Here is a 25,141-nt window from a genome sequence, read left to right as displayed (position 1 = left end):
GAATTAAATTGTCAAAGGATTTCCTCGCATCTTGTAAAGTAAACGTTATTATTAGGTTTATAAGTAGATATATAAGAGGCACGACTTTGAACAATAAAGTGTTGGTTGTCGAAGATAGCCGTGCGTATAGAAACTACTTGGTCCAACAGTTGACAGCACTTGGTTGTCAGGTATTTGGGGCAGAGACATACGAAGAAGCGGAACGGCTATTGAAGCAACACAAGGAGTTCCGTTTCGCTGTTTTAGATTACTGCCTGCCTGATGCTCAAGACGGTGAAGTCATTGACCTAGTACTTTCCTATCAGCAAAAGGTTATTGTTTTAACGGCAACGTTTAATGATGAAGCTCGAGAAAGATTTATCGCAAAAGGGATTGTCGATTACATCCTAAAAGACAGTATGGCATCGGTGTCTTACCTGATGCCATTGGTAAAAAGGCTTCTTAACAATGATCAGCATCATGCTCTTGTCGTGGATGACTCCCCGACAGTTCGTAAGCACGTGGTTCAGTTATTGGAACACCAATACATTCGAACAACCCAAGCAGAAGATGGCCAACAAGGATTACAGAAATTAGCTGAGAACCCTGACATTACTTTTATTATCACGGACCATGATATGCCAGAAAAAGACGGCATCACCATGACTCGTGAAGTAAGGCAGACCTACGATAAGAACAGCCTAGCGATTCTTGGTTTATCAGGGAACGAATCTAAAACAATGACGGCTCAGTTTCTGAAAGCCGGTGCGAATGACTTTTTGACGAAGCCTTTTAATCAGGAAGAGTTTTATTGCCGTATTCATCAGCTGCTTGATATGAAAGAAGCCACCGATGAGCTGTATAAAATGGCAAACCAGGATGCATTAACGGGGCTTTGGAACCGACGTTTTCTTTTCAATCAAGCATGCTCAGGGTGTGACCATCGCAGCATTGCTATGCTCGATATTGACCACTTCAAAAAGGTAAATGATACCTATGGTCACGATGGAGGAGACGCCGCATTAGTGATGGTCGCTAACATCCTCAAGATCTACTTTCCTGATGACGTTGTAGTTCGATTTGGTGGAGAAGAGTTCTGTATTCAGTCATGCTCACCATTCGATGACTTCATTACTCGCTTAGAGAACATGCGCCAACGTGTTGAGAAAACGCCAATTAAGCACAAAGAGCAAGAGATCAAAGTGACACTCAGCGTCGGGGTATGCAATACAGACGGCGAGCTCGACGCTCAGATTAAGCTAGCCGATGATAGGCTATATGCAGCAAAAGAAGCCGGGCGAAACCAAACGGTTCATTCTTAATCAGAAACAAAAACACCAGCGAATGCTGGTGTTTTTTATTGGGGTAACTCACATAAGATTACGCAATGCGATCTTTTTCCCAAGCAGCAAGCTTTTCAGCACGCAGAGCTTCACGAGCTTCACGTTTTTTGCGTGCATCACAAGGTTCTGGACAGTTACATACCTTATCGATACCAACAGCACCAAGGCCGCCACAGCTCCCTTTCACCACTTTTTTCTGGATGATGTAGCCGATCGACATTGCTGCAATCACGGCTAAAAACACACCGAATGTAATTAGAAATGTACTCATAATGACATGCTCATCTTAGTTATTTATTTTGGTATGGCTTATACGCAGTAGAAGCCATTTCTTTAAATCCATCTTGTGTTTTCACAATCATAAACACAGGTATATTGTTCTTTTCAGCAATCTTCATGCCTACCTCTTCACCGAGGACCATCAGACCAGTTGCTAAGCCATCTGCTGTCATTGAAGATTTATCCAGTACCGTCACCGACACGACTTTGTGTTCAATCGGTGTGCCTGTTTCTGGGTTAATGATATGCGAGTATCGTACACCATCACGCTCAAAATAGTTACGGTAATCGCCCGAAGTCGCGACCGCCATATCTCCTGGTTCAATAATCTCTTGAATGGCACGCTCTTCAACTGAAGGTTTCTCAATCGCAATACGCCATTTTACGCCTTCGCGATTGACGCCTTTCAAACGCATCTCACCGCCTACTTCAACCATAAAGTTGTTTACGCCTTGAGATTGGATGTAGTCAGCGACAACATCAACGCCCCAACCTTTCGCAATCGTTGATAGATCAACGTACAAATTAGGAATGTCTTTTGACAGTGAATTACCGTCTACCGCTAAGTGGTGAATGCCCGTCATTGCTTTACGCTCTGCAAGTTCAGCATCTGTAGGAACCACTTCAGGGCGAGCTTCAGGACCAAACCCCCAAAGGTTTACAAGCGGACCAACCGTCACATCTAGCGCGCCTAGAGTAAGACCGTTTAAACGGATTGCTTCTTTCACGACCGTCGCGGTTTGCGCTGAAACTTCGAATGCCTCAGAAGATTCCGACTGGTTGAAACGACTAAGCTCTGAGTCTTTTCGGTAAGTCGACATCTGATCGTTTACTTCTTCAAGCAAGCGATCAATTTCAGTTTGAAGCGCTTGGGGTGTCGGTAAACCATCTTGCGAGATGTACTTAATATTATAGGTGGTACCCATTGTTGGGCCACTTAAATGAATTTGCTCTGCTGGTTTCTCACAGCCAGCTAGGATGAACAGAGAAGCAAATGCAACAAGCCACTTTTTCACTTGTTTGACTCCTGTATTTTGAGGAACGGGAATAGCGCATGTGTCTTTATCGAACGCATCGACTATTACCACTCTTAAAAAAATAATGGCTGACTTTAAGCAGTCAGCCATCTTATATACGCAATTTCAAGTAGTTGGAGTTGTAGCTAGGCTGTGAATAAACCCAAGCCTATGAACATAGGTCTTCTATGTGATTAGGTTGGGTTCATGAAACCAACAACGCTACAGCTTCAAATACGCTGAAATTTAGCCGCCGAAGTCATCCAGTAGGATATTTTCGTCTTCTACACCTAGATCTTTCAGCATGCCGATAACAGCAGCGTTCATCATCGGTGGACCACACATGTAGTACTCACAATCTTCAGGAGCTTCGTGATCCTTCAAGTAGTTTTCGTACAGTACGTTGTGGATGAAGCCTGTGTAACCATCCCAGTTATCTTCTGGCATAGGGTCAGACAGAGCACAGTGCCACACGAAGTTATCGTTTTCAGCTTGTAGGCCGTCGAAATCTTCAACGTAGAACATCTCACGCTTAGAACGCGCACCGTACCAGAAAGACATCTTACGAGTAGAGTTAAGACGCTTAAGCTGATCGAAGATGTGCGAACGCATTGGAGCCATACCAGCACCACCACCAACGAAGACCATCTCATTGTCTGTGTCTTTCGCGAAGAACTCACCAAATGGACCAGAAATAGTACATTTGTCGCCTTCTTTAAGAGACCAGATGAATGAAGACATGATACCAGGTGGTACATCAGGATTATTAGGCGGCGGCGTAGCGATACGCACGTTTAGCATAATAATGCCTTCTTCTTCAGGGTAGTTAGCCATTGAGTAAGCACGGATTGTTTCTTCGTTAACCTTAGACTCGTAACGGAATAGGTTAAACTTGTCCCAATCTTCACGGTACTCTTCTGGTACGTCGAAGTCAGCGTATTTCACGTGGTGAGCAGGTGCTTCAATCTGGATGTAACCACCAGCACGGAAAGGTACTGATTCGCCATCTGGGATTTGTAGCTTAAGCTCTTTGATGAATGTTGCTTTGTTATCGTTAGAGATAACTGAACATTCCCACTTCTTAACGCCGAAGATTTCTTCAGGAAGTTCGATGTCCATGTCAGTTTTCATTGCAACCTGACACGCTAGACGTTCGCCTTCACGAGCTTCACCTTTACTGATGTGGTCAAGCTCAGTAGGTAGAATATCGCCACCGCCTGATTTAACTTTTACGCGACACTGACCACAAGAGCCACCGCCACCACAAGCAGAAGATACGAATACGCCAGCACCTGCTAGAGCACCCAGTAGCTTGCTACCTGGTTGTGTAACGATCGCCAGTGAAGGGTCGTTATTCACAGAGATTGTAATGTCACCTGATGGTACTAGTTTAGATTTAGCGAATAGAATCACTAAAACTAGCGCCAAAATAATCAGGGTAAACATCACTACACCAAAAATAATAGTATTCATGACTATTCCTTTAATTGCTGCCGTTTACCCGACTTACAGTTGAACACCAGAGAAAGACATAAAGCCTAGCGCCATAAGGCCAACTGTGATGAACGTAATACCAAGGCCACGTAGACCTGGAGGTACGTCAGAGTACTTCATCTTCTCGCGGATACCTGCTAACGCAACGATAGCTAGCATCCAACCCACACCAGAGCCGAAGCCGTAAACAACAGATTCAGCAAAGTTGTAGTCACGTGTAACCATGAAAGACACGCCACCGAAGATCGCACAGTTTACTGTGATCAGCGGTAGGAAGATGCCTAGCGCGTTGTACAGAGGTGGGAAGAAACGGTCTAAGATCATTTCTAGAATCTGTACAAGTGCTGCGATTACACCGATAAAGGTGATGAAGTTCAGGAAGCTAAGATCCACGCCTTCAACTAACGCATTCTCTTTAAGAATGAAAGTGTAAAGCAGGTTGTTCACTGGTACTGCAACAGTCAGTACGAAGACAACCGCAACACCAAGACCAAAAGAGGTCTTAACTTTCTTAGATACAGCAAGGAATGTACACATACCTAAGAAGAACGATAGTGCTAAGTTTTCGATGAAAATCGATTTAACTAGCAAGCTAATGTAATGTTCCATGACGTCCTTACTCCTTCGCTTCTACTTGTTCTGGTTTCAGAATACGGATTGCCCAGATTAGGAAGCCGATTAGGAAGAATGCAGATGGTGCTAGAAGCATCAGACCGTTAGGTTGGTACCAACCACCATTGCTCACTAGAGGAAGCACTTCCATACCGAACAGTTTGCCTGAGCCAAACAGTTCACGGAAGAAACCAACAGTGATAAGAACGAAACCGTAACCAAGACCGTTACCGATACCATCGATTAGAGATGGGATTGGCTCAGACTTCATAGCGAATGCTTCAGCACGACCCATTACAATACAGTTAGTAATGATTAGGCCTACGAATACAGATAGCTGCTTAGAGATATCGTATAGGTATGCTTTTAGCACTTGGTCTACCACGATTACTAGCGATGCGATGATTGCCATCTGTACGATGATACGCACGCTGTTTGGAATGTGGTTACGGATTACCGAAACGAAGAAGTTAGACAATGCAGTTACGAAGATAACCGCTAGTGTCATTACGAAAGCCGTTTCTAGTTTAGTTGTTACTGCAAGTGCAGAACAAACACCAAGAACCTGTAGCGCGATTGGGTTGTTGTCCAATACTGGTGCTAATAGACTCTTCTTAACGTTTTGTGCGCTAGACATTAGTTCAGACCTCCGTCACGAACTTTTGCTAGGAATGGACCAAAGCCCATATCGCCTAACCAGAAATCAAATGTACCTTGAACACCGTTACCTGTTAGTGTCGCACCTGATAGGCCATCAACACCGTGTTCAGAACCGGCTGGAGCACCACCTTTAACAACCTTGATAGCTGGTTTGAAGTTTTCATCATAAAGCTTCTTACCAACAAATTGAGCACGCCAAGATGGGTTCTCAACTTCACCACCAAGTCCAGGAGTTTCACCCTGCTCGTAGTAAGTGATTGCAGATACAGTGTTACCGTCAGTTTCTACCGCAACGAATGCGTACATCATTGACCAAAGACCGTTACCGTGTACAGGTAGGATGATCTTAGATACTGCGTCGCCTTCTTTCACTAGGTATACAACACCTGTGTTAGCACGACGTAGGATCTTAGCGTTGTCTTGTTCAGCAGTTAGCTTGATAGACTCAGCTGGATCTTTCGCTGCTTTACGTTGGTCGTAAGTCGCTGCATCGCCGTCAACAAACGCGCCAGTTTCGAAATCAACTAGACGAGGTTCGATGTACTGGGCAAATAGCTCAGGTACTTTTTTACCTTCTGCTTCAATGCCAGCAACTTCAACGATCTTAGTTTGCTTATCTAGTACAGCGTTAGCTTTTTGTTTGTCACGAAGACCAACGGCTGCTGTTGATACGATGATTGAACAAACAAGGCTCAACCCGATAACAACACCCAGCGTCTTTTTAATGCTGTCGTTATTACTTGCCATAGCGTGCTAGTCTCCGCTTGATGTTCTTCTCGATTACTACATGGTCGAATAGAGGTGCGAACAGGTTAGCGAATAGAATCGCCAGCATCATACCTTCTGGGTACGCTGGGTTAACTACACGGATTAGTACACACATCACGCCGATTAGCGCGCCGTACCACCATTTACCTTTGTTAGTAAATGAAGCTGATACTGGGTCTGTCGCCATGAAGAACATACCGAATGCAAAACCACCTAGAACTAGGTGCCAGTGCCATGGCATGTTGAACATTGGGTTAGTATCTGAACCGATTACGTTGAACAGCGTAGCCGTTACAACCATACCAATCATTACACCCGCGATGATGCGCCAAGAAGCGATTCGCATGTAAACGATTAGAGCTGCACCAATCATGAGTGCTAGAGTCGATACTTCACCGATAGAACCTGGGATGTTGCCTAGGAACGCATCCATCCAAGTGATTGCTTCACCTGAAACTGTGTTAACTAGAGCACCGTTACCACCTTGAGCCCATTGGCTTAGCGCCGTTGCACCAGAGAAGCCGTCAGCTGCAGTCCATACTACGTCACCCGAGATTTGCGCTGGGTAAGCGAAGAATAGGAAAGCACGGCCAGCAAGTGCTGGGTTAAGGAAGTTACGACCAGTACCACCGAAGATCTCTTTAGCAACAACAACACCGAAGGTAATACCTAGTGCTGCTTGCCATAGAGGAAGTGTTGGTGGAACGATCAGTGCAAACAGGATCGAAGTTACAAAGAAACCTTCGTTAACTTCGTGCTTACGCACCATACAGAACAGAACTTCCCAGAAACCACCAACGATGAATACCGTCGCGTAGATAGGTAGGAAGTACGTTGCACCTAAGATCATCTTAGAACCAACGCCTGCATCGGCGGCTAAAGTGCCACCCAGCATTTCTGTTAGCCAGTAGTGCCAGTTACCTGCAACAACCGCTGCAAGTTGATCACCAGCATACATGTGGTTAAGTGCTGCGATAGCTTGGCCCCCTGCGTTGTACATACCCCAGAACATTGCTGGGAATACCGCAAACCAAACCATGATCATGATACGTTTTAGGTCAACGCTATCACGAACGTGTGAGCTCTTCTTTGTAATTAGACCAGGAGTGTAGAAAACTGTTGCTACAGCTTCGTACAGAGCAAACCATTTTTCGTGTTTGCCGCCTGGCTCAAAGTGATGCTCGATGTCTTCAAGAAACTTTTTAAGAGCCATGAAAATTACCCTTCCTTCTCGATCTTATCTAGGCATTCACGTAGTAGTTCACCGTACTCGTATTTACCAGGACAAACAAAGGTACACAGTGCTACATCGTCTTCGTCTAGCTCTAGCGCACCAAGTGCAACTGCACTGTCAGTATCGCCTGCACATAGATCACGAAGTAGCAGAGTCGGTTCGATATCAAGCGGCATAATGCGCTCGTAGTTACCGATTGGAACCATAGAACGATCACTACCGTTAGTCGTCGTTGTCATGTTGAACAACTGACCTTTAAATACGTGACCAAGGAATGAGCGAGTGATAGAGAACTTGTTCTTACCAGGCATAGCCCAGCCGAATAGCTCTTTTTCACGGCCTTCACGTAATACAGAAACCTGTACGTGGTAACGACCTAGGTAAGCGTGAGGACCAGTTGCGTGAGTACCTGTTAGTACTGAACCAGAAATCACACGAACTTCACCTGGCATTAGCTCGCTATCCGTTACGTCTTCTAGGCTTGCACCTAGCGTTGTACGAACTAGACGAGGGTTATTTACTACTGGGCCAGCCAGAGAAATAACACGGTCAGTGTAAAGCTCACCAGTTAGGAACAACTGACCGAACGCAATAACGTCTTGGTAGTTGATGCTCCACGCCACATTGTCTGCATTCACTGGGTATAGGAAATGCATGTGGGTGCCAGCAAGACCTGCTGGGTGAGGGCCATCAAATACATGCTCTTCAACATTCGACTGAGAAGAACGAGGCAGACTTGTGCCAGATTTACAAACGTAAACCTTGCCGTCTGTCAGTGTTGAAAGCAGATCTAGACCAGCAACGAATGCTTCTTGTTGTTCATTAATGATCAACTCAGGCTGAGCCGCTAATGGATTGGTATCCATAGCAGTAACAAAGATAGCCTTAGTAGAAGATTCAATTGCAGGAACCTTGCTGAACGGACGAGTACGTAAAGCTGTCCAAAGACCAGATTCAACCAGTTGAGCTTTAACCGCTTCACGGTCTAGGCTTGCTAGTTGACCAGCTTCAAACTTATCGAAAGTCACCTGCTCTTCGCCTGCAGCTTCAATCACAACAGATTGAAGTACACGCTTAGCGCCACGGTTAATCTCGATCACTTTACCAGCTACTGGCGCAGTAAATTTCACACCTGGGTTCTTTTTATCTTCAAAAAGAACTTGTGCTTTCTTTACTTCATCGCCAACGCGGACATGCATGGTAGGACGCATGCCAACGTACTCTTCGCCAAGCAAGGCGACTTTTTTGATGGTCTTACCATCATTAATCACCTGGGATGGAGTTCCTGCGATTGGCAGGTCCAAACCCTTCTTTATTGTAATCATACGCACTTGCACTACTTTTATCGGGAAAAAGATTCTTTGATTGCGTAACTTTAAGACACGACACTAGTGTCCGGTTTTGACGCTGTTTTAAACGCCAAAATCGCAACATCCTCTTAATAATCTCGTAACAAGAAATCATCGAGATTTATCAGGTGCGATAGTCTATCATTTTTTTGGAAGGGGATGCCATGATGAATCTGGACATTAGCTAAGATATTTCGTGGGAATTGAGTTTAAAAGGCTAAGGAATAGTCATAACTTTGAGCCACCGCACAAAGCTAAATCCAAATGCTATTTCGTATATTGTCAGTTATTCATATCGTGAAACAATCTTATTTAAAACTAACCATTGCATTTATTTGTTTCCACGTTGTTAACATTACCTCCTAAGTTCTAACTAAAAAGGGTAGCAAACGCTACCCTCTTATTAATACCACTTTAAGTACTACTTCGAACCGCCCAAGCACATCGGACTATCTGGTGCTAACTCGTTGTGTTCTTTCCATTCAGCAGCTGTATAGGTGTGCATAGAGAGTGCATGGATATGATTCGCCAGTTCATCCGCCAATGTTTGATTCACTTTGCGATGACGCGCAATTAATCTTGCGCCTTCAAACTGCTCACTTACAATCACAACTTTGAAATGACTCTCAGAACCAGCAGGCACGTTGTGCATGTAGCTTTCATTCACGACCTGGAGGAATTCAGGTGAAAATGCTTCACGGAGTTTCGTTTCAATCACTTCTTGTATCATGGTGCTTCACCAACAAATATCAACAATACATTAAGGTTAGATAATAATCGTCCTATACAGAAAGCTAAAGGTTTTAGTTTCCACATCCGTTGGGTTTTGCGACAATTTACCCACCATTGATTACCTAGCGTTCCAATTATGAAAACCGAGCTGACTCTGCACGAGCGTACCCTGTCTTTATTTAGATACCCAAAACGACACAATGAAACTCTTCAAGCATGGGACGCTGGAGATGAGTACCTCATCAATCATGTTGAAGAGCTACAGCTAGACGATAATCAGCATATCTTAATCATCAACGATAACTTTGGTGCGCTGAGTTGCTGGTTCAGCGAGCGTCATCGCGTCACCATGATGAGCGACTCTTTTATTGCTCACAAAGGCACTCAGGCCAACTTGGAGCTCAACCAGTGCCCTACCATTGAATTTTCAAATACGATGGATGCCATCCCTAACGATGTTACCTTAGTGCTGATGCAGCTGCCAAAAAGTAACCGTCACTTGGTCTGGCTTTTGAGTCAATTACGCGCCCAACTTGACGAATCAGTGGCTATCATTGCGGTGAACAAAGCAAAAGACATACATAGCTCAACGTTGAAGCTGTTTGAAAAACACCTAGGTGAAACCAAGACATCTCTGGCGTGGAAAAAACATCGACTCGTATTTAGCCATGCGGATGTTAACAATCCTAAGCAAGTATCAGCGGATACACGTTGGTCTGTAGAGGGCGAAAACATTGAATTAAACAATCTACCGAATGTTTACTCTGGTGAGAGCCTCGACTTAGGCGCTCGCTTTATGATTCAACATTTACCTGTAGACCCTAAGATTAAGCATGTGGTTGACCTTGGTTGTGGCAACGGGGTGCTGTCAGTCAAAATGGGACAGCTGAATCCAACAATAAAACTTACTAGTGTCGATGAAAGTTTTATGGCTGTTGAATCCGCTCAACAGAACCTACTCCATAATCTTGGAGAGAGTCGCGAAATTAACTGTATTGCGAACAACTGCCTTGATGACCTTGTCTTGGACGACGTTGATATGATCATGTGTAACCCGCCGTTTCATCAACAGCAAGCAATTACCGATCATATTGCTTGGCAGATGTTCTGTGATGCAAAGCAAATTCTCAACGTTGGCGGACAATTATTAGTTATCGGCAACCGCCACCTCGGCTACGATGGAAAGCTCTCAAGGCTATTTGGTAAGTCAAACGTCAAAGTTGTCGCCGCGAATAAGAAATTTGTTATTTTACAAGCGACTAAATAGTCCACTATTATCTGTCTAAACGTTTGAGCAGGCTCAATGAGCTAACAACAAAGGAAATTACAATGAGAAAACTGGTTTTAGCCGCGTCTATGGCTTTACTGACGGCATGTGCTGCCCCGCAGCAGGAACAAATCAACTTTATGCCAAAAGCAGTGCTAAGCAATAGCGACCTAGTGAAAGACGCAGCCTTCACACTAACCAGTAAAGACGTTCGTTCAGCTCAGTATGTAGCGCTTGTCGATAGCGGTCGTTCTAATATTGAACCGATTCACTCTAAGCAAAACGTTCGTATTTCGATTGAGAACGCTTTACTAGAGCAATTTAAGTCACAAGGTTTCCGCAGCACGGTTAGCAGCGAAAATACCGTCGCGATTGAAGTTCAAGAAGCGCTAGTGTCAGTGAAACACACTGTGATGGAAAACCAAATGGACGGTAAAGTGGTTCTAGAAATCACAGCTGAAACCCCACAAGGTAAACTGGTAAAAACCTACACCGGTACAGCTAAGCGCACAGGTGCACTTAGCGCATCAAACGAAGATGTTGAATTGGTGCTCAATGATGTGATCAACTTGGTGCTTGAAGAGATATCAAACGACCGTGAACTTAAAGAGTACATGCAGGAGCGTTTCTAATGTTAAAACTTGCTGTTGCATCTCTGGCACTGGTTAGTAGCTTAGTTTTCGCTGGCCCAAAGGTTGAATTTGAAACAACGATTGGCGCTTTTACGGTTGAACTTAACCAAGAAAAAGCACCACTGACGGTAGCTAACTTCCTAAAATACGTTAACGATGGTAGCTACGTTGGTACCCAGTTCCACCGTGTAATTCCAAACTTTATGGCTCAAGGTGGTGGCTTCGATAAAAACATGAAGTCTTTACCAACCTATGCCCCAGTCCAAAATGAAGCGTCAAATGGGTTAAAGAACAACACCGCGACGATTGCAATGGCTCGTACCAACGATCCTAACTCTGCAACGCGTCAGTTTTTCATTAACTTCGTTGACAATAACTTTCTTGATTATGACCAGCGCCCGCCAGGTTACGCTGTTTTCGGTAAAGTGACTCAAGGTTTCGATGTAGTGCAAAGCATGTCGAACAAACGAACGTCAACTCAAGGCCGCTACCGCGATGTTCCTGTCGAACCGATCATCATCACTAAAGCTACTCTTCTAAAATAATCTATTTTGGCTCTGACCTTCGGTTGGAGCCTTTTTCTCTTGCCGTAAAAAATCAAACAAGGATTTGTGTATGTCGTCAGAACCCCAATCCCTTTCCTGGGTTGAGACAATTCGCAGCTATATGGACAAACGTCTCATGTGGGTTTTCATGCTTGGCTGTTCCAGCGGTTTTCCTTGGGTTCTGATCGGTTCAAATATGTCTGGCTGGCTAAAAGATGCTGGACTCACTCGTGCTGCTATTGGCTATTTCGGCAGTGTATTTGCTGTATACGCAATTAATTTTCTTTGGGCTCCACTTGTTGACCGAGTCAAACTTCCTGTTTTACATCGAGTATTAGGTCAACGCCGTAGCTGGATCTTTTTATGTCAGTCTTTGGTATTAGTCAGTACGCTCTTCATTGCGGGTGTTGATCCTTCGAAGAATCTGATGTTTACATCAATGCTCGCACTGGCTATCGCGATTGCCTCGTCAACTCAAGATATTGCGATTGATGCATTCCGTATTGATACCTTTCCTAAATCTGAATCATCGAAGCTTCCTCAAGCATCGGCGATGGCCGTTATCGGTTGGTGGACAGGTTATTCACTTCCTGGCTATTTTGCATTTATTAATGCTGATTCAATTGGCTGGAATGGTGTGTACTACGGCATGGCATTTATTGTCGGTATATTGATGCTCTTTACGCTACTGGTTGGAGAGCCACAGACCAACCGTGAAGCTCTACAAAGCCAAGCTGAGGCACGCCATAACAAAGTGGTCTCCTCTAAATTGGTTGCTTGGTTTAGTGTTACTGTCATCGAACCTTTCTTAGACTTCTTCAAACGCAATGGCGTTCAAGTCGCGATTACTCTGCTTCTGTTTGTTTTCCTATTTAAGATAGGTGAAGCCTTTTTGGGGCGTATGTCGATTACGTTCTACAAAGAGGTCGGATTCAGCAATGAGCAGATCGGTCACTATTCGAAGCTTATCGGTTGGGGTGCGACTATCTTCTTCACCTTAGTGGGCAGTATGTTCAATGTGAAGTTTGGTATTGTTCGCGGGCTAATGATTGGTGGTATCGCCATGGCGGCCAGTAACCTGATGTTCGCGTGGATCGCGAAAGTCGGCCCTAACGAGCACCTGTTCTTGGCGACGATCCTCGTTGATAACTTTACGACTGCATTCTCCACGGTGGCTTTTGTATCATTCTTAACAGTACTCACAGGGCAAGCGTTCTCCGCGACTCAATACGCCCTACTCGCATCGCTAGGCAACTTTGGCCGAACGACACTTGCTTCATTTAGTGGTGAACTGGCTGATTATCTCAATGACTGGTCAACCTTCTTTGTCATCACCGCATTGATGGTGATACCTAGCTTAATCATGTTGTATTCACTGCGTCATTACTTTACCGACTTACTAGATAAAGCTCGAACGCGTGACTCTGAAGAGACAGAGCAGCACAAAGTAAGTGATTCCTAATTAATACAATTAAAAGAATTAAAAAAGGCTTGGATTGACCAAGCCTTTTCTTTTGCTACAACTTGCACTTTAAGGGTACATACCCTTACCGAATAAGTTAAAGATGCGAGCGACCCCTTGAGTAAATATCATTGGTTCGGTTAAAACCGTCAAACATAAACAATCTTCGCCTGGTTTCGTGAACGGGCTGTGTTTCACAGAGGCATCTTTAAGTAGGAAGTCACCGATTTCATAATGGCCATCTTCATCGCTAAAACCTCCGTGAAGGACCAGCGTTGACTCCAAACCTTTGTGCGTGTGTTGAGGTATAGATACATCTTCGGCAATGTACATCAAGTTAACACGAGCGTCGTCAGATATATCTATCGAAGCGCTGAACACTTTGCCTCCGTAACTCTTCCAATCGCCAATGCTGTCTCTGAAACGACTTAAAGAGAGCGGCAAACGAAAGGATTTTCCGTTAACATCGATAAAGGTTGGCTTACGAGAAACTCGGAATGGTTCATTATTGGGTTCCAGAGCAAGTATGTCACTGAGCATAGAGTCAAAGTCATCATTCATAACGACTTCACTACTCACTAAATGATCTCCGCACTGCTGTTCTAACTGGCTAACCAATCGCTGACACTTGGGGCAGCTCTCAATGTGAGTAGCGACAGTAAAGGCACTCACATCGTCCAGAATGCCTTCAGCGTACGCTTGAAGCATGGATGTTTGTGGATGGTAACTCATAATTTGTCTGCCTCTATGGTGTTTCTTAACTTTTCAACTGCTAGGCGCAAACGTGATTTAACGGTTCCGAGAGGAATATCAAACATGTCTGCTACTTGCTGGTGAGGTAAATCTTCAAGGTAAACCGCTTTAACCACTTTCTTCTGAGCCTCTGGCAGAGTGTCCAAATATTTAACGACTTGCTCTTTGAGACGGTCGGTCTCTGGAGAGTAGTGCTCTACCATATCAGGCGGGCAATAGTCGTTTGGCCATATATCTTCAGAATGGAGATGCGCTTCCCTACCTTTCTGCTTTCTCAACGTATCAAAGCAGAGGTTTCTTGCTATCGTGTAGATCCATGTGGAGAGCGAGCTCTTACTGCTGTCAAACAGTACGCTTTTTTGCCAAACCGTCGCCAAAGCTTCTTGCACAATTTCTACGGCTACTTGTTCGTTACCCATATGTCTGTAGGCGAACTGCTTTAAACGAGGAGAGAAATGATGGAATACCAAGGCGAACGCTGATTTGTCTCGGCATTTAACCTGTTCCATGCATGACGCCCAATCTTCTTTGGAGAAATTTTGGGTCTCTGTTGTAATCATTACTGTAACCTCAATTGCGTCCGTTCTCTGTAATACGTTATTAAACTGAAAGCGATCACTTTTCCAAAGCTTTCTTTATAAAGTCTAGCGTAGCTTTACAATCTGTTTGCTCGGTTAGGTTATCAAATGTGCGTTTTGAGATGGGTAAGATCTCTAACCAACGTTGACTCACCCAACTAGCATCATCATAAAACTTTTGATCGTACAGCTCTCCCACATGAGGGAATTGCTCGTAAACTTTACCGAGGTACTGGCTGACCGTTGTATCACGATACTCCAAATTTTCGACATCCCAACTTGGTAGTGACTCTATACGAGCAAATCTAAGCCCATCAGGTTCCACACGTACGTTCGTTATCTTGAACTTTTTTAATCCGGTCACAGATATACCAAGTAAGCCATCGTCGAGAAGTTCAAAGTCTGTAATTTTCGCCAAAGTACCTATCGTTGAAAGATCGCCACCTTTTTGTTCCGCATCTCGATCAAATAGACAAATTCCGAACGTACCATCAGACTTCATCGCTTGAGAGACTAATCTTTTGTACCTAGGCTCAAATATTCTCAGCCGCATTTTCCCTTCAGGAAGAACAACTGAGCTCAATGGAAAGAGCATGACTTCTGACATAAATGTTATCTCCTAATACATCATTAACATTTACGTCACCTATCTCCAGATCGATCATTCACCTTATCTGTTGAATACATGATGAGCATAAAATTTATAGCAACCGCTTGCGTAATCGATACCTCATTCAAATTTCATGCAACAGGATTTTAGTTCCGTTACATTCCAAACTTTAGATTGTTAATGAGATACAGATCACCTGTTTTATGTTTTTTTACACTTGTTGCAGATGGTTTTTGAGAAATTTATCTATATTATTCGCCTCAACAAAGCACAGCGCAGAATGTGCAACTAAACAAATATCACGTTTAACGAATTAACATACATAGAGAGTCCCACTATGCGTAAATCACTTTTAGCTCTTGGTGTTGTAGCAGCAATGTCTGCGCCTGTAATGGCAGCTGACTACACAGACGGCGATACTCACAAGAATGACTACAAATGGTTCCAATTTAACGTAATGGGTGCGTTTGATGAGCTTCCTGGTGAAACATCTCACGACTACATTGAGATGGAATTTGGCGGTCGTTCGGGAATCTTTGACCTATACGGCTACATCGATTTCTTCAACGTACTAAACAACGACGGTAGTGATAAGAGTGGCTCTGACCGCATCTTCGCAAAAATTAACCCTCGTATGTCTCTGGACGGCCTAACTGGTAAAGACCTGTCTTTCGGTCCAGTTCAAGAGCTGTACTTTGCAAACCAAATCGTAATCAACGGTGGTGGTGAGTACACTTACATGAAAGATGGTCAGCCAATCTTAGGTGATAACAATGAGCCTTTGAAAGCAGATAAGCCAACATACAATATCTACACAGGTATTGGCTCTGATGTAATGGTTCCATGGTTCGGTAAAGTAGGTGTTAACGCTTACGCTAAGTACGACATGAACGCAAAAGATTGGAACGGTTACCAAGTGTCTCTTAACTGGTTCAAACCATTCTACTTCTTCGAAAACGGTTCGTTCATCACATACCAAGGTTACCTAGATTACGAATTCGGCATCGAGAAGACTGACATTGCAGGCACTCCACTGAACTCTTCTCACGGTGGCGCAATGTACAACGGCCTATACTGGCACACTGACCAGTTCGCACTTGGCTACGGTCTAAAACTGTACGATGAAGTGTATGGTCTAGCTGATGGCGGTATCGCAGGTAAAACTTCAGGTGTAGCACACTACATCGCAGCAACTTACAAGTTCTAATAAAACTTCTGAGTAAACAGATTGCAAATGGCACCTTCGGGTGCCATTTTTGTTTGCTTTATTCCTGTTTAACCTTATCCTTTTGGCAAATCCTCTACTCTCTCCGCTTTGCATGAATATTGTGATACTTGGCCTTGGTGCTATTGGTTCCTTATGGGCAGCTAACTTGCATAAATCAGGGCATTCTGTTGCTGTTTTTACCCGAAAATCTCAGCCTTCAATCACGATTCAGCTCGATGGCGATGCTTCAATTGAGCTTGAGAGCAATAACCTAGAGAAGCTTGCCGCTGCAGATCTCCTTCTCGTCACAGTAAAAGCGCCTCAAGTGGTTGATGCTCTGTCTCATCTAGCAGATAAAATAGACCCAGATTGTATGATTACCCTTATGCACAATGGGATGGGTACTGCAGAAGAGGTAAAGCGACTATTGCCCGCTAATCCACTCATACTCGCGACAACCACTCATGGTGCTTACCGAAAAACGGCCAACCATGTCTCACACACAGGGTTAGGTACGACTCAGCTTGGTGGCTACAATGATAAGGGTCAGCAATGCTACTTCTTAGCAGAAGTACTGCAACACAGTTTGCCAGAAGTGGTATGGAACCCAGAGATCGTATCTGCTTTATGGAACAAGCTTGCGATTAACTGTGCCATTAACCCTCTTACAGCGATCGAGCAAGTCACCAATGGCACACTGGCTGACGACAAGTACAATCAGGTTTTGGGTACTATTATCCGAGAAGTAAGCGAGGTCATGCTCGCAGAAGGTATTCAAACGTCTTATGAGCAATTGCACTCGTCGGTTTACTCCGTGATAAAGGCAACCGAAAAGAACTTGTCTTCAATGCAGCAAGATATTTTTCATCAACGTCAAAGCGAGATAGACTTTATTACTGGGTTTCTCTTGCAGAGAGCGAAAGCTCACAATATTAGTACCCCAGAAAACCGCGCCCTCTTTTCCGCGATTAAACAGATTGAACAAGGTTGGAATCAACAATGACCAAAAAAGTACTCGTCCCTATTGCTCCTGGCACAGAAGAGATGGAAGCCATCACGATCATCGACATGATGGTACGTGCTGGCTATGAGACTGTTGTCGCAAGTGCTGATTTCGACGGCCAACTGACAATGAAGGCCTCTCGCGGAGTAACGCTCACTGCAGATTGCAAACTGGTTGATATTGCTGACGATGAATTTGATGCGGTGATTTTGCCTGGCGGTGTTCAGGGGGCAGAGACATTTCGTGACAGCACCTTATTAATCGAGATAGTTCGTCAACAAATGTATGAAGGTAAGTTGGTTGCCGCTATCTGTGCAGCTCCTGCTCTTGTGTTAGCGCATCATAATCTCTACCCAGACGCATTAATGACTTGCCACCCAAGTTTTGAGTCACACATTAACGCGAAAAAGTGGCGCGTTAAACGAGTCACTTACGATGTAAATCACAATCTTCTCACTAGCCAAGGGCCGGGAACCGCGCTTGAATTTGCAATGGAAGTGATCATCAATCTATCAGGTAAAGCGCACGCTTGGACGGTCGCAGAATCAATGGTGACGATTCCTACTCTGCAGTACCATAAACTAGGTGATGAGCATGCTTGATATTTCAAGTATCACAGCACAGTTTCCAGCGCTTAATCAGCAAGTCAATGGACAAAGTCTGGTGTATCTAGACAGTGCTGCCACCACTCAAAAGCCCCGCTGTGTTATAGATGCGATTTCTGACTACTACAGTCACCAAAATGCCAATGTTCACCGTGGTAGCCACAGCTTAACCGCGAAAGCGACCAGCCAATTTGAGTCAGCGAGGCAAACTGTGGCTGACTACATAGGTGCAAACTCAACCAAAGAGATTGTTTGGACTCGCGGAGCAACCGAGGCGCTCAACCTGATTGCGCAGACCTATGCTCGTAATACGTTACAAGCTGGCGATGAAATCTTAGTCAGTGAAATGGAGCACCACGCTAACATTGTTCCTTGGCAAATCGTTGCCGAGCAAACAGGTGCTAAAGTAGTCAAAGTGCCAATGACCTCAGATTGCCAGTTTGATTTTGAAGCGTTTACATCTCTGATGTCTGGCAAAGTGAAGATTGTCGCACTGGCTCATATTACCAATGTCACAGGTACTCGGCAGCCGATTGAACAAGTCATTGAATTCGCCCACCAGCATGGGGCGGTTGTTGTTGTTGATGGTGCACAAGGCATTGTTCATGAGCAGGTTAATCTCAGCCAACTCAATGCTGACTTTTACGTGTTCTCGGGACACAAACTTTATGCGCCTGCCGGCATTGGCGTGCTCTATGGAAAGCTCGCATTGCTTGAGTCGATGCCTCCTTGGCATGGGGGTGGCAAAATGGTGGAGAAGGTCTCGTTTGACGGAACAACCTACAGTGAATTACCAGGTAAATTTGAAGCGGGAACGCCAAACGTAGCAGGCGCGATCGCACTAGGAACTGCAATTAATTGGTACCAGTCTTTTGATCAACATGCAGTGGAAAAACATATCCACCAGCTTGTATCCACAACACTTCAACGTCTAACTGCTATCGAAGATATTGATATCCTTGGTTTCCAAGATAATGCTTCTGTGATCTCATTTGTTATGGATGGCGTTCATCACCAAGACATTGCGACCTTACTCGATCAACAAGGCATCGCCGTTCGTGCAGGCCATCACTGTGCTCACCCATTAATGGATGCACTCAATGTCAAAGGCACTGTGCGTATCTCATTTGGCATCTACAACACAATGGATGATGTAGACAAGCTGATTGCAGCGGTCGAAAAAGCCGTCGATATGCTCTAAATACTAAAAGGGCAGGCATATATGCCAGCCCTTTCTAATTGTTAAAGCTCATCGAAGGCTTGAATCGCTTCTGACAGCTTCTTCACGCCATGAATTTGCATACCAGGAATGCCTCCTTTAGGCATATTGGCAGCTGGAACAATCGCTTTTTTAAAGCCATGTTTAAACGCTTCATTTAAACGCTCTTGACCACTTGGTACAGGGCGTATCTCACCCGCTAGACCGACTTCTCCAAATACCACCACATCTTTCGGAAGTGCTCTGTCACGGAAGCTTGAAAGCAGTGCCATCACCAAAGCTAAGTCCGCACTGGTCTCTGTCACTTTTACGCCACCGACAACGTTAACAAATACGTCTTGGTCAGCCATCTGCAGTCCACCATGCTTGTGAAGAACTGCAAGAAGCAAAGACAATCGATTCTGTTCAAGACCGACAGCCACGCGGCGAGGGTTAGCAAGCTGCGAATAATCGACCAACGCCTGAATTTCGACAAGCAATGGGCGAGTACCTTCCCATACAACCATCACCGAGCTGCCTGATGTCTCTTCTTCACCACGAGACAAGAATATAGCGGACGGGTTATTCACCTCACGTAAGCCCTGACCTGTCATAGCAAACACACCAAGCTCATTGATCGCACCAAAACGGTTCTTATGACTGCGCATGGTTCTAAAGCGGTTATCGGTGCCACCGTCCAGCAGCACTGAACAGTCAATGATATGCTCGAGCACTTTAGGCCCCGCCAGTGTGCCATCTTTCGTTACGTGACCAACGATAAACACGGAGACATTATTTTGTTTCGCATAACGAGTCAAAGCCGTCGCTGATTCACGTACCTGAGCCACGCTGCCCGGGGAAGACTGAACATCTGAAACGTGCATAACCTGAATAGAGTCGATCACCATGATCTTTGGCTGTTCTTTCTCAGCAATCTGACAAATTCGATCGACATTGGTCTCTGAAAGCATTTTCAGGTTATCTTTCGGCAATCCAAGTCGAGAAGCACGCATCGCCACCTGTTGCAGCGACTCTTCACCTGTCACATAGAGCGTCGGCATTTGTGACGCTAGGTAACACATGGTCTGCAATAACAAGGTCGATTTACCTGCACCAGGGCTGCCACCAATCAAGATAGCAGCACCAGGGACAACGCCTCCACCGAGCACTCGGTCAAACTCTTTGAAGCCACTGGTGAAGCGAGGAACCTCTTGCAGGTCGATCTCTGATAGGGTTTGTACTTGGGTTTCACCTGAGTTACCCGCATACCCGCTTAACCGCTCATTGCGAGCCGCCGCGGGAGAAGCAGCCAATCGAACTTCACTAATTGTATTCCACGCACCACACGCATTGCACTGCCCTTGCCAGCGCGGAAAGTCCGCGCCACAATCATTACAAACGTACGCCGTTTTCGCCTTTGCCATGTAACCTCAGGTTTAATAATGTTGTAAATGTGATGCAAACTGCACCGTGGTGCTGTTTATACCACTAAGTAACTTGATTCGCTGTAACATATCACTAAAGATCTTTATATCAAGGCCGATATAAAGAGTAAGGAATACTCTAACAAAAAAATATGCAGCAGCCAGAAATACTCTCGTTAGCAGAGCGATTAATTCCAGCTTACCACTCGGATGATTTTGACTACCTTCTAAACCAACTGACAGAAGGCGAACCCCCGTCGACTAAGATCTTAGTCAAAATGGAGTTAAACCGCGTTATGGCACCTTGCACCAAGCCAGTCGACCTTCGCGGCCGAGTCAAAGGTGAATGCCGTTCTTACGAGTTAGATGGTGTGAAACACTGGCTAGATGATGTTGCATTTAACGCCTACCACAAGAACACTCGAAAGTTTGGCAGTTATACAGAAGGAGTGTGGGAAGCACTTAGTAATACTCACAATAACTTCCGAGTTATGCAGCAACGCGGTAAGCCCATTGGTGACGAGAATGCCATCAAGAATAATGGGTTAGACGTCGAGCCCATTACCCTAGGTTACGACTTAAAACGCAAAGAGAACCGCCTCAAACTCTCCTCTCAAGTCGAACTCCAATTAGCGAATAAACAAGTCATCAATGGTGTTACGGTCGATATCTCACCTTCTGGTGCCAAATTTAAAGTCCCGTCGGCCTTTGATTATAAGCTAGGTGCGGTCATTGACGTACAATTAGTGGAGCTGAGCAAAGAACTTGACATCGATGGTGTTGATGCGCCAATTCCTTACCGTATTGTCGGCATTGATGATTCTTATGAAAATGATGCGGTCAAATACCTACGCTTACTCAAGCTCGATACTAGCAACATTCTAGAATTAGTGATTGAGCAGCTGCTGAAAAACGATGCGCAAAAAAATCGTCATGACAATCAAGATAAGATCATTCGCGCCCGTTCTCGCGGCTATGAACACACCTACCTAAAGCATACTTGTAATCTGCCGCTCTTCTTCAGCGGTGATGAACTAAAGCTTGTCTTAATGACCGAGAACAATCGCCCTATTTGGCAGTATTGGCATGATGAGCGCAACCAACAAGCATTGAGTAATCTTTTCCATCAGCAACGAATGTCGCAACTGACAGCGGAGGGTGTTAAAGGAAGTAGTAACGTTCTTTACTCATTCACTCATCAACATAAAGATAAAACACTCTTTTTCTCAATGATGATGCCTGAGGCCACCAGAGAAGTACGTCAACTTTTCTGGCATGTCGGCGCTAAAAAGGACAGCTGGAAAGCATTTAGGCTATCTGTATTTGAACTCTCGGATGAGGAAAGACAAGGACTTTCATCTCACTCCAGTGAACTTAATCTAGAAACGGAAACTCTTACTCACTGCGCTATATTGCAAGACATCTCTGACGCGAACAGTCGCCAAGACTACCTATTTACGGAAAAGCCTCGCCTAGCGGCAAGTGAACTCAATCGATTTAGGCATGCTCGCAATCCAGGTAGTAACCCTGCCTGTATCTATTTTGATGCACAGTCGCGTCGCCGAGAGCCAAGATATCAATTTCGCTCACCACTGATTTTAACCGACGCGAATGCCACCAATGTGAATGGCGTGACTTTTGATATTTCAAAGCATGGGGCCAGTATCGCTCTTGCCACCCCAACAGCGTTAAAGGCCGGTGATAGCTGCTCAATCAATTTTAAAGAGCTTCAACTGTATGATAAAAAGCTCCCTCTCGATGAGGTCCCTTACGAAGTTATTCGAGTCAGTCCAGGGGGCAAGCGCTTACAATTAGCAATACAAGAATCGAGTAAGATTCGCAGCACCGTCTCCTTCTTTGGCCGTTTGATCGAACATAACCAAGATAAGTTGGTGGCTAAAAAAGAGCTCTTGCCGAGCAACGAACTTCTCGAAGGTTTGCACGACATATTGCTGGATAAAATGGTCAGTTCCCCACTCTATATAGAAAAGAGAGGCACTAGCTTAAGACCAAAAGCGATTGGTGTTAACTATCCGCTCAAGCCTTTTTTAACCGTACTGGCGAAGTTGGGCGATGAACAAAACTTCTCATTAGCCCCTATTTATAAAGGCTATAGCAATACGCTACTCGCTCAACCAATGAAACGTATTGAAGGCGCAGAACCCCAATATCATGAGCTCTACCTGTTTGTGACCAAATTTGGTACGCGCATTCAATCTGTGGAGTCTAAGCTGAGCAGCGAGTTCGAGGGCCTGAAACAGCGAATCCACTTCATCAAGCGAGCTCAGACCATGGGTGAGTTTTATGCGGTAAGGATTTGTGGCGCACCAGTATTTGATGCCATGACAGCCTTAGTACGTAAAGATCTTGAAGAGCTGACTCAAGTGAGCTTGCACCAAGCACGCAGTTTAGAAAAAGAGATCTCCAATATCGTCGGTTACGGCGAACTGACAGACATCACTGAAGAAGTGTTGATACGGTTAGAGTTGACCAAATAAAATCGACATAGCTAAAAAAGCGAGGATAGTTCCTCGCTTCTTTTGTTTTATCGATTACGGTTGCGGTTTAAAACTGACTCGTTTTTGTTTCGCTAGCAACGCAGATAAAACACAGATAATGCCTCCTAGCCCTGCATATCTGACCGCACTTTGCGCTTCTTGTTCCACTTTCGGTTTTGCATGGTAAGCAATACCTAACCCTGCTGCCGCCATCATCACCAAGTCATTAGCGCCATCACCTACGGCAATCGTATTGTGCGCTTCAATCTCATAGTTATCAGCCAGCTCAATCAAGATGTCAGCTTTGGTTTGAGCCGAAACAACTTCACCCACGACTTGACCAGTCAATTTACCTTCAACAATTTCTAGCTGGTTCGACTGAGCATGATCCAATGCTAACAACTGTTTTAAATGATCGGAAAAGTAGGTAAAACCACCGGATGCAATGGCTGTTTTCCAACCATATTGTTTTAAGGTAGCGATGAGCTCTGGCAGCTCTGGCATCAGAGGGAGTTCCTGACGAACCGAACTCAAAATAGATTCGTCTGCGCCTGCAAGTTTACCGACTCGTTGACGTAAGCTCTGCTCAAAATCAAGCTCACCTTGCATTGCTCGCTCAGTCACCTCTGCCACTTCTTCACCGACACCGGCTAGTTTTGCGATCTCATCAATACACTCGATTTGGATTGCCGTTGAATCCATATCAAGCACAATCAGACCCGGTTTAGAAAGGTCTGGCATATCGGTTAACGATGAGTAATCTAACTCTAGTGCTTGAAGAACCTCTTCATGCTGATCGGTTAACTCACCTGCCATTAAGGCAACTTCGTAGTTTCCTACTTTCCAGACGTCCACCACCGCATTGTAATAGCCGACAAAAAAGTCGATATCTTCAAATTGGCTAGGGCATAGGTAATCGCCATAGACGACCCAATTAGCCTTGTCTTTATCAAAAGAGGTAGCTAAGCGTGCTTCTGGCAGTCGATTAATTAAAGGGATATGTTTACGAATAGAGAGGGGCTTTAACGTGTCCATGTCAATCTTTCCTGAAAAATCTCTCAACACGTTAACCTATTGCAATTTACCTACGCAAGTCTCAATATGCTCTAAAGTATAATTATCCTCTATTTAGGTAAAAAATGGACTCATCTCTGTTTTCTTTTCGTATGGCGTTGAAAGTGCTAGCAACTATCTTGTTAGTGGCTATGGTTGCGACCATTGCAATCAACAGTGTCAAAATTACGAAGGGCAACGAGCGAATTCAAGCCAACCAGCTAGAGACACTCACTGATATTCTTATCTCTCAAGCGTCTTTATCGGCGTCTGATATGATCACAACGCAAGATCAAGAGCGCCTACTCAAGCTGACGAATCAATTAGCAAAAGATAGCTTGGTTGTCGATGCGACGATTTACAATGCTGAAGGCATTAAGCTGGCAGCCAGTGATCAAGCCAAATCCGTTCGTGAAATGCTTGGGCTAGATACCCCACTGCAAACCGCTCGTATTGGAAAGCAACAGCTTGTTGAACCGATTTTAAAAGATGGCGGTGTAATTGGCTTTGTGCGAATTACCTTTGAAACTGGCAAATTAACCGCGTTTTCTGATCACTATTACCGTAAAAGTGATCGCTACATGTACACCATGGTGGGAATGAGCTTTATCGCAGGACTTATTCTGGCGCTGATTCTACGTAGAAAACCGAATAAGCGTAAAGGTGAGAACTTGTTGCTGAAAGACATGTAATCATTATCAGAAAACGAAAAAGGGTTGATGCATGGCATCAACCCTAATTATATGGTCCGCCTCACTCTCAAGCCCTACGCTTAGAGTAGGCTCTCAAAACGAGGTGAACCATATGTCTACCATCCACATTTTAGGTATCGATTTAGGT

At 44.7% G+C, this 25,141-nt stretch carries 25 protein-coding genes; 11 read left to right on the top strand and 14 right to left on the bottom strand.

Translation table 11 applies throughout. The features are described 5' to 3' along the window. The first annotated feature begins 86 nt into the window (after nt 1–86). Entirely contained in the window at nt 87–1,301 is a 1,215-nt protein-coding gene (locus F0231_RS15520) for a response regulator (protein ID WP_171760614.1), read from the top strand. A gap of 58 nt (nt 1,302–1,359) precedes the next feature. Here F0231_RS15520 and nqrM read toward each other — a convergent pair whose 3' ends face one another. From nqrM to bolA, 9 genes are all read right to left on the bottom strand, one after another. Beyond that, on the bottom strand, nt 1,360–1,593 hold the full coding sequence (nqrM, locus tag F0231_RS15515) for a (Na+)-NQR maturation NqrM (RefSeq protein ID WP_171760613.1): 234 nt from the start codon (nt 1,591–1,593) through the stop codon (nt 1,360–1,362). 19 nt (nt 1,594–1,612) lie between these two features. Then, nucleotides 1,613–2,617, bottom strand: coding sequence for an FAD:protein FMN transferase (locus F0231_RS15510; RefSeq protein WP_171760612.1), 1,005 nt, complete (start codon nt 2,615–2,617; stop codon nt 1,613–1,615). Nucleotides 2,618–2,863: 246 nt separating this feature from the next. After that, on the bottom strand, nt 2,864–4,090 hold the full coding sequence (gene nqrF, locus F0231_RS15505) for an NADH:ubiquinone reductase (Na(+)-transporting) subunit F (RefSeq protein WP_171760611.1): 1,227 nt from the start codon (nt 4,088–4,090) through the stop codon (nt 2,864–2,866). Nucleotides 4,091–4,123: 33 nt separating this feature from the next. Next, nucleotides 4,124–4,720 carry an NADH:ubiquinone reductase (Na(+)-transporting) subunit E gene (gene nqrE, locus F0231_RS15500; RefSeq protein WP_004415327.1) on the bottom strand — a complete coding sequence of 199 codons (597 nt, stop codon included), beginning with the start codon at nt 4,718–4,720 and terminating at the stop codon, nt 4,124–4,126. 7 nt (nt 4,721–4,727) lie between these two features. Further along, the gene (locus tag F0231_RS15495) at nt 4,728–5,360 is read right to left on the bottom strand and encodes an NADH:ubiquinone reductase (Na(+)-transporting) subunit D (RefSeq protein ID WP_053440090.1); all 633 of its coding nucleotides are present in this window, start codon (nt 5,358–5,360) and stop codon (nt 4,728–4,730) included. After that, nucleotides 5,360–6,130: a Na(+)-translocating NADH-quinone reductase subunit C gene (locus F0231_RS15490; protein ID WP_171760610.1), complete on the bottom strand. Its 771-nt coding sequence runs from the start codon at nt 6,128–6,130 to the stop codon at nt 5,360–5,362. Before F0231_RS15490 ends, F0231_RS15495 begins: the two co-directional genes overlap by 1 nt. Beyond that, nucleotides 6,120–7,364 carry an NADH:ubiquinone reductase (Na(+)-transporting) subunit B gene (locus F0231_RS15485; RefSeq protein WP_171760609.1) on the bottom strand — a complete coding sequence of 415 codons (1,245 nt, stop codon included), beginning with the start codon at nt 7,362–7,364 and terminating at the stop codon, nt 6,120–6,122. Before F0231_RS15485 ends, F0231_RS15490 begins: the two co-directional genes overlap by 11 nt. A 5-nt stretch (nt 7,365–7,369) precedes the next feature. Then, a complete protein-coding gene (locus tag F0231_RS15480) occupies nt 7,370–8,710 on the bottom strand; it encodes a Na(+)-translocating NADH-quinone reductase subunit A (protein ID WP_171760608.1) in 1,341 nt (446 codons plus the stop codon). 445 nt (nt 8,711–9,155) lie between these two features. Then, nucleotides 9,156–9,464, bottom strand: coding sequence for a transcriptional regulator BolA (gene bolA, locus F0231_RS15475; RefSeq protein ID WP_171760607.1), 309 nt, complete (start codon nt 9,462–9,464; stop codon nt 9,156–9,158). Between the two features lie 138 nt (nt 9,465–9,602). Between bolA and F0231_RS15470 the strand changes: the two genes are divergently transcribed. The 4 genes from F0231_RS15470 (at nt 9,603) to F0231_RS15455 (ending at nt 13,372) form a co-directional block, all read left to right on the top strand. Further along, nucleotides 9,603–10,733, top strand: coding sequence for a methyltransferase (locus F0231_RS15470; RefSeq protein ID WP_171760606.1), 1,131 nt, complete (start codon nt 9,603–9,605; stop codon nt 10,731–10,733). 62 nt (nt 10,734–10,795) lie between these two features. Beyond that, nucleotides 10,796–11,365 carry a YajG family lipoprotein gene (locus tag F0231_RS15465; protein ID WP_171760605.1) on the top strand — a complete coding sequence of 190 codons (570 nt, stop codon included), beginning with the start codon at nt 10,796–10,798 and terminating at the stop codon, nt 11,363–11,365. Further along, the gene (locus tag F0231_RS15460; protein WP_171760604.1) at nt 11,365–11,910 is read left to right on the top strand and encodes a peptidylprolyl isomerase; all 546 of its coding nucleotides are present in this window, start codon (nt 11,365–11,367) and stop codon (nt 11,908–11,910) included. The genes F0231_RS15465 and F0231_RS15460 overlap by 1 nt, the downstream gene beginning before the upstream one ends. A gap of 70 nt (nt 11,911–11,980) precedes the next feature. Beyond that, nucleotides 11,981–13,372 (top strand): MFS transporter, encoded by a 1,392-nt coding sequence (locus F0231_RS15455; RefSeq protein ID WP_171760603.1) that lies wholly within the window; start codon nt 11,981–11,983, stop codon nt 13,370–13,372. Between the two features lie 69 nt (nt 13,373–13,441). On the opposite strand, the gene F0231_RS15450 is transcribed toward F0231_RS15455, so the two are convergent. The 3 genes from F0231_RS15450 to F0231_RS15440 are packed head-to-tail and all read right to left on the bottom strand — an operon-like array spanning nt 13,442 to nt 15,310. Next, the gene (locus tag F0231_RS15450; RefSeq protein ID WP_171760602.1) at nt 13,442–14,104 is read right to left on the bottom strand and encodes a ChrR family anti-sigma-E factor; all 663 of its coding nucleotides are present in this window, start codon (nt 14,102–14,104) and stop codon (nt 13,442–13,444) included. Next, nucleotides 14,101–14,685: a sigma-70 family RNA polymerase sigma factor gene (locus F0231_RS15445; RefSeq protein ID WP_171760601.1), complete on the bottom strand. Its 585-nt coding sequence runs from the start codon at nt 14,683–14,685 to the stop codon at nt 14,101–14,103. Before F0231_RS15445 ends, F0231_RS15450 begins: the two co-directional genes overlap by 4 nt. 55 nt (nt 14,686–14,740) lie before the next feature. Beyond that, entirely contained in the window at nt 14,741–15,310 is a 570-nt protein-coding gene (locus tag F0231_RS15440) for an LON peptidase substrate-binding domain-containing protein (protein ID WP_171760600.1), read from the bottom strand. Between the two features lie 340 nt (nt 15,311–15,650). On the opposite strand from F0231_RS15440, the gene F0231_RS15435 reads away from it, so the two are divergent. The 4 genes from F0231_RS15435 (at nt 15,651) to csdA (ending at nt 19,329) form a co-directional block, all read left to right on the top strand. Next, a complete protein-coding gene (locus tag F0231_RS15435) occupies nt 15,651–16,520 on the top strand; it encodes an outer membrane protein OmpK (protein ID WP_171760599.1) in 870 nt (289 codons plus the stop codon). Nucleotides 16,521–16,632: 112 nt separating this feature from the next. Then, a complete protein-coding gene (gene panE, locus F0231_RS15430) occupies nt 16,633–17,523 on the top strand; it encodes a 2-dehydropantoate 2-reductase (protein ID WP_171760683.1) in 891 nt (296 codons plus the stop codon). After that, entirely contained in the window at nt 17,520–18,125 is a 606-nt protein-coding gene (locus F0231_RS15425; RefSeq protein ID WP_171760598.1) for a DJ-1 family glyoxalase III, read from the top strand. The genes panE and F0231_RS15425 overlap by 4 nt, the downstream gene beginning before the upstream one ends. Further along, nucleotides 18,118–19,329: a cysteine desulfurase CsdA gene (gene csdA / locus F0231_RS15420; protein WP_171760597.1), complete on the top strand. Its 1,212-nt coding sequence runs from the start codon at nt 18,118–18,120 to the stop codon at nt 19,327–19,329. The genes F0231_RS15425 and csdA overlap by 8 nt, the downstream gene beginning before the upstream one ends. A 41-nt stretch (nt 19,330–19,370) precedes the next feature. On the opposite strand, the gene radA is transcribed toward csdA, so the two are convergent. Beyond that, nucleotides 19,371–20,750, bottom strand: coding sequence for a DNA repair protein RadA (gene radA / locus F0231_RS15415; protein WP_171760596.1), 1,380 nt, complete (start codon nt 20,748–20,750; stop codon nt 19,371–19,373). 152 nt (nt 20,751–20,902) lie between these two features. Between radA and F0231_RS15410 the strand changes: the two genes are divergently transcribed. Beyond that, nucleotides 20,903–23,248, top strand: a complete 2,346-nt coding sequence (locus tag F0231_RS15410) for a PilZ domain-containing protein (protein WP_171760595.1) — start codon at nt 20,903–20,905, stop codon at nt 23,246–23,248. A 54-nt stretch (nt 23,249–23,302) separates the two neighbouring features. Here F0231_RS15410 and serB read toward each other — a convergent pair whose 3' ends face one another. Beyond that, complete coding sequence (serB, locus tag F0231_RS15405; protein WP_171760594.1) at nt 23,303–24,283, bottom strand: phosphoserine phosphatase; 981 nt, start codon at nt 24,281–24,283, stop codon at nt 23,303–23,305. A gap of 104 nt (nt 24,284–24,387) precedes the next feature. Between serB and F0231_RS15400 the strand changes: the two genes are divergently transcribed. Next, nucleotides 24,388–24,993: a YtjB family periplasmic protein gene (locus tag F0231_RS15400; RefSeq protein WP_171760593.1), complete on the top strand. Its 606-nt coding sequence runs from the start codon at nt 24,388–24,390 to the stop codon at nt 24,991–24,993. Nucleotides 24,994–25,141 lie beyond the last annotated feature (148 nt).

The organism is Vibrio sp. RE86 (assembly GCF_013114545.1).
In the GTDB taxonomy this organism is placed as follows: Bacteria; Pseudomonadota; Gammaproteobacteria; order Enterobacterales; family Vibrionaceae; genus Vibrio.
Note: the sequence above shows the minus strand (reverse complement) of the source record. Positions and strands in the feature narration are given on the sequence as shown.

Coding starts and splice junctions, on each gene's coding strand:
- nqrM (WP_171760613.1), bottom strand. CDS start 1,593: ATGAGTACATTTCTAATTACATTCGGTGTGTTTTTAGCCGTGATTGCA.
- nqrF (WP_171760611.1), bottom strand. CDS start 4,090: ATGAATACTATTATTTTTGGTGTAGTGATGTTTACCCTGATTATTTTG.
- nqrE (WP_004415327.1), bottom strand. CDS start 4,720: ATGGAACATTACATTAGCTTGCTAGTTAAATCGATTTTCATCGAAAAC.
- F0231_RS15495 (WP_053440090.1), bottom strand. CDS start 5,360: ATGTCTAGCGCACAAAACGTTAAGAAGAGTCTATTAGCACCAGTATTG.
- F0231_RS15490 (WP_171760610.1), bottom strand. CDS start 6,130: ATGGCAAGTAATAACGACAGCATTAAAAAGACGCTGGGTGTTGTTATC.
- F0231_RS15485 (WP_171760609.1), bottom strand. CDS start 7,364: ATGGCTCTTAAAAAGTTTCTTGAAGACATCGAGCATCACTTTGAGCCA.
- F0231_RS15480 (WP_171760608.1), bottom strand. CDS start 8,710: ATGATTACAATAAAGAAGGGTTTGGACCTGCCAATCGCAGGAACTCCA.
- bolA (WP_171760607.1), bottom strand. CDS start 9,464: ATGATACAAGAAGTGATTGAAACGAAACTCCGTGAAGCATTTTCACCT.
- F0231_RS15470 (WP_171760606.1), top strand. CDS start 9,603: ATGAAAACCGAGCTGACTCTGCACGAGCGTACCCTGTCTTTATTTAGA.
- F0231_RS15465 (WP_171760605.1), top strand. CDS start 10,796: ATGAGAAAACTGGTTTTAGCCGCGTCTATGGCTTTACTGACGGCATGT.
- F0231_RS15460 (WP_171760604.1), top strand. CDS start 11,365: ATGTTAAAACTTGCTGTTGCATCTCTGGCACTGGTTAGTAGCTTAGTT.
- F0231_RS15455 (WP_171760603.1), top strand. CDS start 11,981: ATGTCGTCAGAACCCCAATCCCTTTCCTGGGTTGAGACAATTCGCAGC.
- F0231_RS15450 (WP_171760602.1), bottom strand. CDS start 14,104: ATGAGTTACCATCCACAAACATCCATGCTTCAAGCGTACGCTGAAGGC.
- F0231_RS15445 (WP_171760601.1), bottom strand. CDS start 14,685: ATGATTACAACAGAGACCCAAAATTTCTCCAAAGAAGATTGGGCGTCA.
- F0231_RS15440 (WP_171760600.1), bottom strand. CDS start 15,310: ATGTCAGAAGTCATGCTCTTTCCATTGAGCTCAGTTGTTCTTCCTGAA.
- F0231_RS15435 (WP_171760599.1), top strand. CDS start 15,651: ATGCGTAAATCACTTTTAGCTCTTGGTGTTGTAGCAGCAATGTCTGCG.
- panE (WP_171760683.1), top strand. CDS start 16,633: ATGAATATTGTGATACTTGGCCTTGGTGCTATTGGTTCCTTATGGGCA.
- F0231_RS15425 (WP_171760598.1), top strand. CDS start 17,520: ATGACCAAAAAAGTACTCGTCCCTATTGCTCCTGGCACAGAAGAGATG.
- csdA (WP_171760597.1), top strand. CDS start 18,118: ATGCTTGATATTTCAAGTATCACAGCACAGTTTCCAGCGCTTAATCAG.
- radA (WP_171760596.1), bottom strand. CDS start 20,750: ATGGCAAAGGCGAAAACGGCGTACGTTTGTAATGATTGTGGCGCGGAC.
- F0231_RS15410 (WP_171760595.1), top strand. CDS start 20,903: ATGCAGCAGCCAGAAATACTCTCGTTAGCAGAGCGATTAATTCCAGCT.
- serB (WP_171760594.1), bottom strand. CDS start 24,283: ATGGACACGTTAAAGCCCCTCTCTATTCGTAAACATATCCCTTTAATT.
- F0231_RS15400 (WP_171760593.1), top strand. CDS start 24,388: ATGGACTCATCTCTGTTTTCTTTTCGTATGGCGTTGAAAGTGCTAGCA.